This window comes from Herbidospora cretacea (assembly GCF_001570605.1).
In the GTDB taxonomy this organism is placed as follows: domain Bacteria; phylum Actinomycetota; class Actinomycetes; order Streptosporangiales; family Streptosporangiaceae; genus Herbidospora; species Herbidospora cretacea.
Window position 1 is genome coordinate 1 of record NZ_BBXG01000027.1, and the last position, 13,256, is coordinate 13,256.

At 71.2% G+C, this 13,256-nt stretch carries 10 protein-coding genes; 6 read left to right on the forward strand and 4 right to left on the reverse strand.

Annotated elements, in window-relative coordinates; all coding sequences use genetic code 11:
* The 4 genes from AW270_RS34375 to AW270_RS34390 form a co-directional block, all read left to right on the forward strand.
* Positions 1-433 (forward strand): integrase core domain-containing protein (locus AW270_RS34375; protein WP_157523073.1); only part of this gene is annotated, 433 nt, incomplete at its 5' end.
* 276 nt (positions 434-709) lie between these two features.
* Positions 710-3,454 carry a helix-turn-helix transcriptional regulator gene (locus AW270_RS34380; protein WP_061300317.1) on the forward strand — a complete coding sequence of 915 codons (2,745 nt, stop codon included), beginning with the start codon at positions 710-712 and terminating at the stop codon, positions 3,452-3,454.
* A 70-nt stretch (positions 3,455-3,524) separates the two neighbouring features.
* Positions 3,525-4,616 carry an alpha/beta fold hydrolase gene (locus tag AW270_RS34385; protein WP_061300318.1) on the forward strand — a complete coding sequence of 364 codons (1,092 nt, stop codon included), beginning with the start codon at positions 3,525-3,527 and terminating at the stop codon, positions 4,614-4,616.
* On the forward strand, positions 4,603-6,783 hold the full coding sequence (locus tag AW270_RS34390; protein ID WP_061300319.1) for an FAD-dependent oxidoreductase: 2,181 nt from the start codon (positions 4,603-4,605) through the stop codon (positions 6,781-6,783). The genes AW270_RS34385 and AW270_RS34390 overlap by 14 nt, the downstream gene beginning before the upstream one ends.
* Before the next feature lie 55 nt (positions 6,784-6,838).
* Here the strand turns inward: AW270_RS34390 and ligD are convergent, their stop codons facing one another.
* Both ligD and AW270_RS34400 read right to left on the reverse strand, forming a co-directional pair.
* Positions 6,839-8,008 (reverse strand): non-homologous end-joining DNA ligase, encoded by a 1,170-nt coding sequence (gene ligD / locus AW270_RS34395; RefSeq protein WP_061300320.1) that lies wholly within the window; start codon positions 8,006-8,008, stop codon positions 6,839-6,841.
* Between the two features lie 4 nt (positions 8,009-8,012).
* On the reverse strand, positions 8,013-8,876 hold the full coding sequence (locus AW270_RS34400) for a ribokinase (RefSeq protein WP_174549913.1): 864 nt from the start codon (positions 8,874-8,876) through the stop codon (positions 8,013-8,015).
* Between the two features lie 79 nt (positions 8,877-8,955).
* Here AW270_RS34400 and AW270_RS34405 point away from each other — a divergent pair, with 79 nt between their 5' ends.
* On the forward strand, positions 8,956-9,828 hold the full coding sequence (locus AW270_RS34405; protein WP_063819447.1) for a sirohydrochlorin chelatase: 873 nt from the start codon (positions 8,956-8,958) through the stop codon (positions 9,826-9,828).
* On the opposite strand, the gene AW270_RS34410 is transcribed toward AW270_RS34405, so the two are convergent.
* Together AW270_RS34410 and AW270_RS34415 are read right to left on the reverse strand one after the other, a co-directional pair.
* On the reverse strand, positions 9,825-10,187 hold the full coding sequence (locus tag AW270_RS34410; RefSeq protein WP_061300322.1) for a DUF2203 domain-containing protein: 363 nt from the start codon (positions 10,185-10,187) through the stop codon (positions 9,825-9,827). The genes AW270_RS34405 and AW270_RS34410 overlap by 4 nt on opposite strands.
* Entirely contained in the window at positions 10,188-10,976 is a 789-nt protein-coding gene (locus AW270_RS34415) for a phosphotransferase (protein WP_061300323.1), read from the reverse strand.
* 107 nt (positions 10,977-11,083) lie between these two features.
* Here AW270_RS34415 and AW270_RS34420 point away from each other — a divergent pair, with 107 nt between their 5' ends.
* Positions 11,084-13,183: a M6 family metalloprotease domain-containing protein gene (locus AW270_RS34420; protein WP_061300324.1), complete on the forward strand. Its 2,100-nt coding sequence runs from the start codon at positions 11,084-11,086 to the stop codon at positions 13,181-13,183.
* Positions 13,184-13,256 lie beyond the last annotated feature (73 nt).

A 13,256-nucleotide genomic window follows, 5' to 3' on the forward strand; every position in this document is an offset into this window, starting at 1 on the left:
CTACCTGCACACCGCCATCGACGACCACACCCGCCTGGCCTACATCGAAGTCCTGACCGACGAGAAAGGCACCACCTGCGCCGCCTTCCTCACCCGGGCCGCGGCCTTCTTCGCCAGCCAGGGCATCACCCGCATTCAGCGGGTGATGACCGACAACGCCAAGAACTACCGGATCAGCCACGCCTTCCAGCAGGCCTGCACCGCACTGGGCGCACGGCAGAAGTTCACCCGCCCGCACTGCCCATGGACCAACGGCAAAGCCGAACGCCTCAACCGCACCATGGCCACCGAATGGGCCTACCGCCAGCCTTACGCCAGCAACCAGCACCGCACCCAAGCCCTCGGCCCCTGGCTGGAGTACTACAACACCAGCCGCCCCCACTCAGCCCTCGGCGGCAAGCCGCCCATCAGCCGACTGTCACCAAGTTCATGACCAAGTACATCTAGAGCGCAGCCCGCAGTCGTGCGAAACGGCCCCATCCGGCGCGGAGGGGCCGTTTCCGCATGCCCGGGCCCGCCCGCCATACCGGATCGGTCTTGTCTGTTTGCGCCAGAGCCGACGCGCGCCTGCAAGAACACCGCGTAGGACCGTCACGATTTGCATGACTCTGCGTCGAAAGTCACGGTGATGCGCGATATTGCGGGGCATCGTTTTCGTCGCCGCTGTAAAGTCGCTGTGAGATAGCAGGCAAGTGATCATGGTGCCGCGATGAATGATCATTCTGCCCCCCTGGTCGGCCGGCGGGACGTGCTGAATGATCTTCGGGGGTCGCTGGACGCGATCGTGAGCGGGGAGTTCCGGCTGCTCGCGCTCGTCGGCGAGCCCGGAGCCGGGAAGACCCGGCTGCTGGCCGAGCTCGAGAAGCTGGCCGAGGAACGCAACTGCCTGACACTGTGGGGCAGGGCCGCCGAGTTCGAGCAGGTCATGCCCTTCTCCGCGCTGGTCGACGCGCTCGACGGCCACCTGGAGTCGGTCGAAAACGACGACCCGCTGCTGGCCTCGGTGTTCCCCGCGCTCGGAGCGACGGCCAAGCCCTCCGACGACGTCTCGGCGCTGGCCCGCTACCGGCTCTACCGCGCCGTCGCGCACCTCCTGACGCGCATCGCCCGGCCCCGGGGGCTGGTGCTGGTGCTCGACGACGTCCACTGGGCCGACGAGGCGACGGTCGAGTTCCTCGACCACGTCAGCCGCCACTCCCCCAAGGCGTCGCTGCTGGTCGTGGTGGCCTACCGGCCGAAGCAGGCGCCGGCCCGGCTGGCGCTCGGCGGCACCCAGGTCACGATCGGGCCGCTGTCGGAGGAGGAGGCGGGCGAGCTGCTCGGCCCCTACGTGACCCGCAGCCGCAAGAAGGCCCTCTACGACGCCAGCGAGGGCTACCCCTTCTACTTACAGGCCCTCGCGCGGGTCGAGACCGGCGACGTCCTGCCCGGTTCCAAGAACGACGCGCTCGCCCTGGAGCTGCGCGACCTGTCCGGCGACGCCCTCAGGGTCGCCCAGGGCGCGGCGGTGGCCGCCGACGAGTTCGAGGCCGAGCTGGCCGCCGTCGCGGCGAAGGTGCCGCTGGCCTCCGCGCTCGACGCGCTCGACGAACTGGCCGGCCGCGACCTGGTCCGCACCGGCGCGGGGGGCCGCTTCCGGTTCCGCCACCCCCTGGTCCGCCAGGCCGTGTACGAATCGGCGAAACCCGGCTGGCGGCTGTCGGCCCACCAGCGGATCGCCGAGCGCCTGGCCGCCGTCGACGCCCCCGCCACGCTGCGCGCCCACCACGTGGAACGCTCTGCCTCCTTCGGTGACCGCGACGCGGTGGACGTGCTGGTCAAGGCCGCCCGTCAGGTCGCCACCACCGCCCCGGCGACCTCGGCCCACTGGCTGCAGGTCGCCCTCGGGCTGCTGCCCGACTCCACCGACCGGCTCGACCTGCTGCTGGAGCTGGCCCGCAACCAGACCGTCAGCGGACGGCTGACCGAGGCCAGGGCGACCGCCTACGAGGTGCTGCGGCTGCTGCCGCGCGACGACTACTCCCGCCGGGGCATGGCCGCCCGATTCTGCGCCCTGGTCGAACGGCTGCTCGACCGGCCGGGCGAGGGCCGGGCCGTGCTGGTCTCCGAGCTGCGCGAGATCCCCGAGCCCCGCCTTCCGGCGGCGCTGCCGATGCGGCTGCGCCTGGTCGCCGAGAGCCTCATGCGCGGCGACCACCGGGCCGCCCAGGCGGTGCTCGACTTCATGCCCGACGACAGCGACGACCCCGGCCTGCGGCTGGCCATCGCGATGCTGCGACCGATGACCGCCTACGCCGGCCACCGCGTGGAGGAGGCGCTGCGGCACGTCGCCGCCGCGCAGGCGCTGGCCGACGCGACCCCGGAGATCCACCAGCTCGCCTGGATGGACACCGTCGCGTGGATGTGCTGGGCGGAGATCTGGCTCGGCCACCAGCGCCCGGCGCTCGCCCGGCTGGAGCGGGCCATCGCGGCGGTGAAGGCGACCGGGCAGACGTTCATCCTCACCAACATGCTGGCCGGGCTGGCCAACCTGCACGGCGTGTTCGGCAGCATCACCGAGGGCCTGGTCGCCGCCGAGGAGTCGGCCGAGATCGCCCGCCTGCTCAACTCCGGGTACGCCGGCGTCGTCGCCCTGGCCCAGCAGAGCCTGCTCGCCGGGGCGGCCGGTGACGAGCAGGACGCCATCCGCCTCGGCCACACCGCCGTCACCTCGGGCTTCAGCACCCACGAGTGGCACGGCGCGCAGGCCCGCTACGCCTACGCCACCGCCCTGGCCCGCGCGGGGCGCATCGACGAGGAGGCGATCGCGGCGGTCGAGGAGGCGTTCACCGGCGACCGGCTCGAAGAGTTCAGCATGCTGGCCTTCTGCGAGACGATGGCCGCCGCCCACGCCGCCAGGAACGAACCGGCGCAGGCGGTGGCCTGGGCCGGCCGGGCGGCCACGATGGTCCGCCCCGAGCTGGAGTTCACCGACGGGCTGGCCCGGCTCGCCCGCGCCCACGTGACCCGCGACGCCGAGGCCGAGGAGCTGGCCGCCACCGCCGCCGAGGTCCTGACCAAGGCCGGCCGCCGCTACGACGCCGGGCGCGCGCTCCTGCGGGCCGGGGTGGCGTGTGTCGACGCCGGGCGCAAGAAGGCCGCGCTGCCCTATCTCGACGCGGCGTGCGAGATCTTCACCGCGGTCGGGGCCGGCGGGCTGGCCGCCGCGACCCTCCGGGAGCAGCGCCGGGCGGGCCGGCGCCCGGCGACCAAGAAGGCCGCCGGGGCCCACGGTCTGACCGGGCGCGAGCTGGAGATCGCCCGCCTGGTCGCGCAGGGCTGCGGCAACCAGGAGATCGCCGACCGGCTGCACATCTCCGTACGCACCGTCGAAACCCACCTGACCAGGGCGTTCGAGAAGCTCGGCGTGAACTCGCGCGGCAGTCTGACGGCCACGCTCGCCCAGCTCGGCTGAATGTACGAGTTTTCCACGATGTAGGGGTGTGCCCCCTATTGGCATTGTGGGATCCGAGAGGAGGCAGCTCATGCGCATAGCCCGGTTCACCAACGACGGCGTCAGCGACGCCGAGATCAGCATGTACCCGTTCCCGACCGACGACGGCCTGGGACTGGAACTGACGAGGTTCTTCCGGGCCGACTGCGACGACGTCGTGCTGCTGCTGCACGGGCTGCCCGCCTCCACCGACATGTTCATCATGCCGGAGCACGTCAACCTGGTGACCTACCTGCTCGGCAACGGGCTGACCGACGTCTGGTCCCTCGACTTCCGGATGAGCTGCCGCCACCCGTACGACACCGAGACCCACCGCTTCACCCTCGACGACATCGCGCTGTTCGACCACCCGGCCGGGCTGGCCGAGCTGCGCCGCCACATCGGGCCGCACAAGCGCATCCACGTGATCGCGCAGTGCCTCGGGTCGGTGTCGTTCATGATGAGCCTGGCCGCCGGGCTGGTCGACGGGATCGCCAGCGTCACCTCCAACAGCGTCGCCCTGGTCACCCGCGTGCCGGCCTGGTCGAAGCTGAAGCTGGCGTTCGGGCCGGGCTTCTTCGACTACGTCGCCGGGGTGCCGTTCCTCGACCCCCGGTTCGGCGACGCGCCGCCGATGACGCGCGGCTGGATGATCTCCCGGATGGTGTCGCTGTTCCATCGGGAGTGCGACGTGCGCTCGTGCCACATGATCAGTTTCATGTGGGGCGCCGGGAACCCCGGGCTGTGGAGCCACGAGAACCTGGCCGAGGAGACCCACCGCCGGGTGGCCGACCTGTTCGGCGCCAACGGCCTCCACTACTACCGCCACATGCGGCGGATGACCCGCGCCGGTCACGCGGTCAGGCACGACGACAGGTTCCGCGAACTGCCCGAGGACTATCTGGAGGCGGCGGCCGACATCGACGTGCCGGTGCTGTTCCTCACCGGCGACCGCAACCACGTCTTCACCGACTCCAACGTCGTCTGCCACGAGGTCATGTCGCGGCAGAGCCCGGGGCTGCACGAGCTCCGGGTCCTCCCCGGCTACGGCCACGTCGACCCGATCATCGGCAGGAACGCGCACGTCGACGTCTTCCCGCACATCGTCGACTTCATCGAGAGGCGGGGCCGTGGAGCACGTTGACGCGGTCGTCGTCGGCTCCGGCTTCGGCGGCGCGGTGGCGGCCTACCGGCTGGCCGAGGCGGGACTGTCGGTGGTCGTGCTCGAACGCGGCCGCCCCTACCCGCCCGGCAGCTTCCCGCGCAGCCCCGCCCAGATGGGCCGCGCGTTCTGGGACCCGGCCGAGGGCCTCCACGGCATGTACGACGTGTGGAGCTTCGGCTCGTGCGACTCGATCGTCTCCAGCGGTCTGGGCGGCGGCTCGCTCATCTACGCCAACGTGCTGCTGCGCAAGGACGAGGAGGCGTTCGTCCACGAGTCGCCGCTGCCGGGCGGGGGCTACGAGCACTGGCCCGTCGGCCGCAGCGACCTCGACCCCCACTACGACGAGGTCGAGCGGATGCTCGGCGCCGTCACCTACCCGATCGACCGCCCGGCCTACCGCGACACGCCGAAGACGCGGGTCATCCAGGACGCCGCGGCCGAACTGGGCCTCGACTTCTCGATGCCGCCGCTGGCGGTCAGCTTCGCCCCCAAGCCGGGCGCCGAGCCGGGCCTCGGCCTGCCGATCGTCGAGCCCGAATACGGCAGCCTCCACGCGGCCGGCCGCAAGACCTGCCGCCTGTGCGGCGAGTGCAACATCGGCTGCAACGAGGGCGCCAAGAACAGCCTCGACCACAACTACCTGGCCGCCGCCCGGCACCTGGGCGCCGACATCCGCACCCTGCACGAGGTGAAGACGATCACCCCGCGCACCGGCGGCGGCTACGACATCGGCTTTCTCCAGCACGACCCCCTGACCGGCCCTCACTCGATCAGCTGCGACGCGCTGGTGCTGGCCGCGGGGACGTACGGCACGGTGAAGCTGCTGCTGTCGAACCGGCACGCGCTGCCCGGCATGAGCCACCTGCTCGGCACCCGGTTCTCCGGCAACGGCGATCTGATCGCGTTCCTGCTGCGGGCCAAGGGGCGGTCCGTGGCGGCGTCGAAGGGACCGGTCATCACGAGTGTGGTCAGGTTGCCGGGGTCGACGTACATCCAAGACGCAGGCTTTCCCGCCTTCGTCGACTGGATAGCGGAGGCCGCCGACGTCGGCGACGAGTTCAAGCGGGCGGCCAGGTTCGCGCTGGAGCGCGTACGGGGCCTGGTCACCCGCGACCACAACCTGTCGGCCGAGCTGGCCCGCCTCATGGGGAGAGGCGAGCTCTCGGACCGGTCGCTGCCGATGCTGGCCATGGGCCGTGACGTGCCCGACGGCATTCTGCGGCTCGCGGGCGACCGGCTGGTGCTCGACTGGACGGCCGAGACCAGCGACGCGTATTTCGGGCAGGTGCGCGGCGCGATCCGCCGGATAGGCGACGTGCTGGGCGCCGACTACTCCGACGCGCCGCTGAAGCGGGTGGTCACCGTCCACCCGCTCGGCGGCGCGCCGATGGGCCGCCACCCGGGAGAGGGCGTCATCGACGCCGACGGCCAGGTCTTCGGCCACGAGGGCCTGTACGTCGCCGACGGCGCCGCCATGCCGGGCCCGGTGGGGGCCAACCCGGCCCTGACCATCGCGGCCATGGCCGACCGGCTGGCCACCAGGCTGGCCGACCGAATGATCACGACGAAGAAGGCACGTCTGATGGGAATCCGCACGGTCACCTCGCTCTCCTTCACCGAGGAGATGCGCGGGTCGCTCGACGGCAGCGACCCGATCAGCTTCCGGATCACCATCACGGCCGACGACGTCGACCGCTTCCTCGCCGAGCCAGAGCATCCGGCACGGGCCGAGGGATGGATAGACGCCGCTGTCTGCGGGGGCCGGCGTCCCATCGAGCGGGGCTGGTTCAACCTCTTCGCACCGGGAGAGGCGCCCGATCGCCGGGAGATGCGGTATCTGCTGCACTTCCACGACGGCGAGGACCGGCCCCGCACACTGGCGGGGGTCAAGCACGTCGAGCACGGGCCGCCCACCCGGCTCTGGCTCGACACCTCGACCCTGTACACACGGCTGCTGGAGGGCCACGTGCGGGAGGACGACGAGGCCAAGCCGCTCGGGCTGGGCACCATGCACATCTCGCCGTCCGACCTGGCGCGCATGCTGACGACGTTCAAGACGACGGGGCCCGACGGGCTGTCGGCGCTGGCCCGGTTCGGCAGCTTCTTCCTCGGCGAGCTCTGGGACATCTACGGCCCGGGGCGCTAGTCCGCGGTCCGGGGCGCGGGCGCTGTAAGGGGACCGCGCCCCGGACCGCTTCTTCTCAGGACCCCGCCCAGGGGTCGAAGTCGACGGCGAGGGGCTCCTGCGGGGGCCGCTTCTCCTCCGGCACGTGCTGGAGATTGACCCGGATGCGGGTCCACGTGGACGAGCGGCCGCGCATGGAGTCGACGAGGACGTCGGCGGGCAGGAGCAGCGCGGCCGCTTCCGGGTGGCGCTCCTTCCACCTCTCCAGCGCGGCGAGCGCCGGTTCCTTCTTCTCGGAGCGGGCGATCTCGATCACCGGGAAGACCTTCGGGTTCTTCGGGCGCGGCCCCTGCGCCTCGGCCAGCGCGAGCAGCGGGTCGAGTGAGCCCTCGACGCCGTCCATGGCCTCCCACGGGTCGCCGCGCTCCTCGAAGCGGGCCGTGACCGTCTCGATCGTGAACGCCGTGGGGTCGCACCCAGGCACCTCGTCCCACGTCAGCGGGGTGGACACCCAGCCGGTCGGGCGGACGGAGTAGGCGCTGACCGTGGTGCGGTCGCGGGCGTTCTGGTTGAAGTCGACGAAGACGCCCTGGCGCTCCTCCTTCCACCAGTGGGAGGTGGCGATCTCCGGGGCGCGGCTCTCGACCTCGCGGGCCACCGCCTCGGCGGCCCTGCGCACCTGCGGGTAGGTCCAGCGGGGCGCGATCGGCGCGTAGACGTGGAACCCCCGCGACCCGGACGTCTTCGGGAACGGCGTCAGCCCGTGTTCGACCAGCACGTCACGGGCGAGCAGGGCCACCTGGACGATGTCCTCCCACGGCACGCCCGGGACCGGGTCGAGGTCCACGCGCAGCTCGTCGGGGTGGTCCATGTCGGGGAAGCGCACCGAGTGGGGGTTCAGGTCGACGCAGCCGAGGTTGACGCACCAGGCGATGGTGGCCAGGTCGCGCCCGACGACCTCCTCGGCGCTGCGCCCGCTCGGATAGCGGAACTCCGCGACGTCGATCCAGTCGGGCCGCTTGGACGGCGCCCGCTTCTGGAAGAACGGCTCCTCCTCCACGCCGTGCACGAACCGCTTGAGCACGGTCGGCCGGTCGGCGACGCCGCGCAGGGCTCCCCCGCCGACCGCCAGGTAGTAACGGACCAGGTCGAGCTTGGTGTGGCCGGTGCGCGGGAAGACCACCCGATCGGGATTGGTGATCGTCACCTCGCGCCCGCCGGCCTCCACGATCTCCGCGCCGGACATGGATTCACCCTACTTCGGCGTCGATCTCCGCTCTCGCGGGCATGGAGGTCGACGCGCCGGGCCGCTGGACCGACAGCGCGGCGGCCGCGGTGGCGAACTCCAGGCACTCCCGGGCCGGACGGCCCTCCGTCCGCGCGACCGCGAACGCCCCGGCGAAGGTGTCCCCGGCGGCGGTCGTGTCGATCGCGTCCACCTTCCGGCCGGGCACGCGGAGGCGTGAGCCGTCCCGTGAGCCGTAGATCGCCCCGTCGGCACCAATTGTGACGACAACTTCCGGAACCAGCGTCAGAAGCGCTTCCAGCGCCTCCCCGGGCGTTGTGAGACCGGTGATGGCTGCCGCTTCGTGCTCATTGGGCAGGAGAAGCCCCACGGCGTCGAGAAGTTCGCGGGGCAGCGGCACGGCCGGGGCGGGCGTCAGCACCACCAGACCGGGGAAGCCGCGCGCCGCCGCGACCACGGCGGGCATCGGGAGTTCGAGCTGCAGCAGCAGCGCGTCGCCGGTGAGGCCGGCCGCGTCCCGCTCCGTCACCGCGCCGTTGGCGCCCGGCACCACGATGATCGAGTTGGCCCCGCCGTCCTGGACGACGATGTGGGCGATCCCGGAGGGCCCCTCGACCGTCCGGAGTCCGGCGGTGTCCACACCTGACCGGTCGAGCGCCTCCCGGAGTTCGCGCCCGAACCCGTCGTCGCCCACCGCGCCGACGAAACGGACGTCTCCTCCCGCGCGTGCCGATGCAATTGCTTGGTTGGCTCCCTTACCCCCGCAGATCGTGCGGAATGAACGACCTGATACGGTCTCTCCCAGCTCAGGGGCCTTTTCCACGTATGCCACAAGATCCATATTGGCGCTGCCGAAGACAGTGATCATGGGATCAATGCTCCTCTCTGTGAACGACTCGGCCCGTCGACTCCACGAAATCACCCGCTTGGTCCTAGAATCCGCCGGTGTGAACGAAGGTCATGACGTTCCGGCGAAGCTCCCGACTCGGGAGCGCTCGTCCCGCCCGGGTGGAGGCGGCCGCCACCGGCGCCCGCTGCCCGTCACCCTGCCGCCCGACGCGCCCGTGCTGGTGCTCGCGGTCCCGGGTGCGCTCGACGACGTCGTGACCGAACTGGCGCACACCATCCGCGTCGACAACCCGACCCTGGACCTGCGCCTGATCTCGCTCAGCGACGGAGGCGCCGACGCGGCCAAGGAGTTCGCCGCCATCGGCAACGCCCGCTCCGCCGAGGGCCACGCCGCGATCGTGGTCCCCCTGGTCACCGGCCCCCACCCCCGCGTCGTCCGCGCGGTCCGCGAGGCCGCCCGCGAGAGCGAGGCCGACGTCGTGGTCACCGACCCGCTCGGCCCCCACCCGCTGCTCGCCGAGGCGCTGCACGTCCGCCTGGCCGAGCGCGGCCTGGCCCGCGCCGACCGCATCCGCCTGTTCAACGTCACCTCCCCCGTCGACGGCATCATCGTGGCCACGGTCGGCGGCGACGAGTCCGCCCGCGGCGCCGACGCCACGGCGGTCCTGCTGGCCGCCCGGCTGGCCCTCCCGGTCGTCCCGGCCGCCTTCGACGGCCGTCCGACGGTGGCCGACGCGGCCGAGCGGCTGCGCAACATCGGCGCCTCCCGCATCGCCCTGGCCCCGTTCATCATCGGCCCGGAGGCCGACGCCGAGCGGGTGAGCGCCCTCACCGAGGGCTACAACTGCGCCGCCCCGCTGGGCGCCCACGAAGCCGTCGGCCGCCTCGTGACCCTGCGCTACGGCACCGTCCTGGGCAGCCTCGACCCCGACTACGACGAGGAGTACACCGGCGAGGACGAGCCCCGCTAGGGCAGCCGGCGGCGGCCGGGGAAACCCAGCGTCGTCAGGTGGTACCAGGCCAGCGACGACTCGCCCTCCAGCCAGCACAGCCGGACCGACTCGCCGTCGAGCACCGACGGGAAGTCGATGAGGAACGGCGCGATGCCCTTCACCTCGATCCCGGTCTCGGTGAACCAGCCGATCGACTCGGCCAGCCGCGCCTCCAGGCCCTTCGCCTCGGCCACCCCGCCCAGCCGCGAGTGGCCGCCGGTCTGGAGGTCGTGGGTCAGCTCGGCCAGGTCGGCGCGCAGGTCGACCAGGACGGCGGCGCGGGCCAGCACGTCGGGCATGAGGGAGTCGGCCTCGTCGAGGTCGAAGGTTCGGTCCATCTAGAGATCATTCACGGTGTCGCGGAGGATCGTCCAGCCGAACGCGTCGTCCTCGGTGCCCGTGTGGTCACGGGAGAACCTCCCCGCCTCCGCGGCGACGTCGGACAGCCGCCAGCGCAGCCCGTAGAGGTCGAGCAGCCACGGGAGCGCGCCCTCGGTCTCCCCGAGCAGCCACAGGTCCCGCTCGGGGTGGCTGATGAGGGCGGTGTCCCAGTCGATGAGCCGCCAGCCCTCGGTGGTGCGCATCGTGTTGCCCGGGTGGGGCTCGCCGTGCGTCAGCACCATCCGGTCACGCAGGTTCAGGGCGTCGCGCACGAGGGCGTCGTACCGGCGGAAACGGGTTTCGAGCACCTCGGCGCGGCTCGCGAGCAGGTCGGCGGCGCGGGCCCCGAACGGGCCCCGCCCGGGGGTGAAGGCCAGCGCGGCGTCGCGGCCGTGGATCCGGAAGGTGTCAAGGCGGGCCTGACAGAACGGCGATCGGTGCACCTCGCGGACCATGCGGAGGGTCTCGGCGCGGTGTTCGGGCGAGCTGAACTCGCCCCAGGCGAAACTCTCCCCGGTCAGGTACGGGTAGAGCTGGAGCGTCCACCGCCCGACGGTCACCAGAGGGGCGGCCGGCGCGACCCCGACCGAGGGGGGCACCGCGCTGAGTGCCGCCGCCAGCGCCTCGTGGGGCTTGTCGTCGGCGGTCACGAACCACGTCTCGCCGATCTTCCAGTGGTGGCTGCCGAAGCCGACGGGCAGGTAGTCGAGCCCCTCGACATCCAGATTCCATGACTCCGCGATCACAGTCCGGAGAAGATCGGCTGGGAGTTCCCGGGGAGGCGTGAGCATGACAGGAGTACTAACAGAGTGACGGTTGATCCACCAAACAGCCTTATATAACGTGACATTTTATGAAACGCCCCCTCAGGCTGCTGGTCGCGGCAGCGCTGCTCGCACCCCTCGCCTTAACGAACGCCACCCAAGCGTTCGCCGCCGAACCCCTGCCCGACACGGAGACCCCGTGGCGGTACGACCACTGGCCCCAGACCCAGCCCTGGCAGCAGGACGAGCCCGCCGCCATGCTGCGGACCCTCGGCGACCACGCGGACATGCCCAAGCCGATCGACCCGCAGAACTGGGAAAACCCCGACAACATGACGTGGTCGGACTACAAGAAGCCCCCCGGCACCAACTGGAACGACCCGAACGTCCAGGGCAGCGACCGCACCTTCAAGGGCGCCCTGGTCCTGCTGGACTACCCGAACCAGCCGTTCGTCGTGACGCAGCCGCAGGGCTCGACGGTCTTCAAGAACCCCTCCGCCCAGGCTCACGACATCCCGCGTGACCAGGTCGCCAAGTTCTACCAGGACTTCCTGAACACCCCGAACGACCTCAACAAGGGTCACACCATCCACGAGTACTGGATGGAGGACTCCGGCGGCCGCATCGGCGTCGACCTGACCGGCTTCGGGCCGTACATGATGCCGGGCAAGGACCACGAGTACGCGCTGGAGTACCAGCGCACCGCGTGCCCCGCCGGGGACACCTGCAACAAGAACCTGCGCAACGACGGCAACGCGGCCTGGCTCGCCGCCGTCGGCCAGGAGGTGCTCGACCAGTTCGACTTCGTCTTCTTCCTCAGCGCCGGCCAGGACGAGTCGTCCACCTGGCAGGAGTTCGGGATGATGAAGTTCCCGACCAAGGAGGACGTGACCGACGAGTTCGGTCCCGAGGACCCCGCCCTGCCCAACTGGTCGGCCACCCGCTACGTCGACTGGACCTCCTGGCAGGCCGGCTCGACCTTCTGGCCGAACGCCCGCTTCGGCGTCGACTCGGTCCAGGCCGAGAGCTCGGGCATGGGCGTCTACGCCCACGAGCTGTCGCACATCTTCGGCATCGCCGACAACTACAACAACCCCTACGGGGTTCCGGTGCGCCGGGCGTACACCGGCATCTGGGAGATGCTGAGCCGGGGCAGCTTCAACGGCCCGGGCGGCCCGCACAGCCGCTGGCTGATCCCGCCGACCGGCGGCGGCTCGATGGGCGCCCAGCACATGCTGCGCAACAAGATCAAGCTGAACATGGTCGACGAGCAGAACGTGCTGCGCCTCAACCGCGACCAGCTCGACGAGTCGGGTCTGGTGACGGCCGAGGTGACCGCCCGCGTGATCCAGCCCGGCGCCAAGGGCCTGTCGGGCATCAACGTCGCCTTCCAGACCGGCGACAAGTCCCCGGCCTGCCAGTGGCAGACCGACCCCCTGTGCGACGGCGGCAACTACAACAACTACACGCTGGAGGTCGTCGACCGGGTCGGCGCCGACTCGTTCACGCCGGACTCCGGTGTCCTGCTGGCCAAGACCAAGGACCAGGACAGCGCGCCGTTCGAGTGGGTCGTCGACGCCAACCCGCAGGACATCGGGATGACCGACTACGTCCTGCCCGACGGCACCGCCGTGCCGATCACCATCGGCGACTACCGCCAGCTCTCCGACGCGCTGTTCAAGGCCGGCGCCGACTCGGGCTCGGAGTACGAGTTCGAGGACACCGCCAACCGGCTGCACTTCTACGTCCTGGACCTGAAGCGGGCCAAGGACGGGACGCTGTCGTACAAGGTGGCCGTGCGCTCGCTCGACGGCTCGGGCCCGCAGAAGCGCGGCGTGCGGGTGCTGCCCTCGGCCGGGATCACCCTCGGCGACGGCATGGCGACCTGCAAGTTCCCGCTGACCAACACCGGCAAGGCCGCGGCGTCGACGGCCGCGCACCCGGAGGACGTGTCGGCGTACACCAAGAGTGACGTCTACCGGCTGTCGACCTCGGTGAACGGCAAGGGCTGGTCGGTCAACGTGCCGAACTTCCTGGCCTCGGCCGAGTTCGGCAAGACGGTGACCGTCCCGGTCCACGCGATCCGCGCCAAGGGCGGCAGCCTGCTGGCCACGATCAAGCTGACCGCGACCTCCGAGAGCGACCCGACCAAGAAGGCCACGGCGACCTGCCTGGCCGTCGGCCGGTAAGCCTCCGCGCACCCAGGGGCGGCTCCTCATCTCTTGAGGGGCCGCCCTTCTCTGTAGAATCGCGGCGCACCGG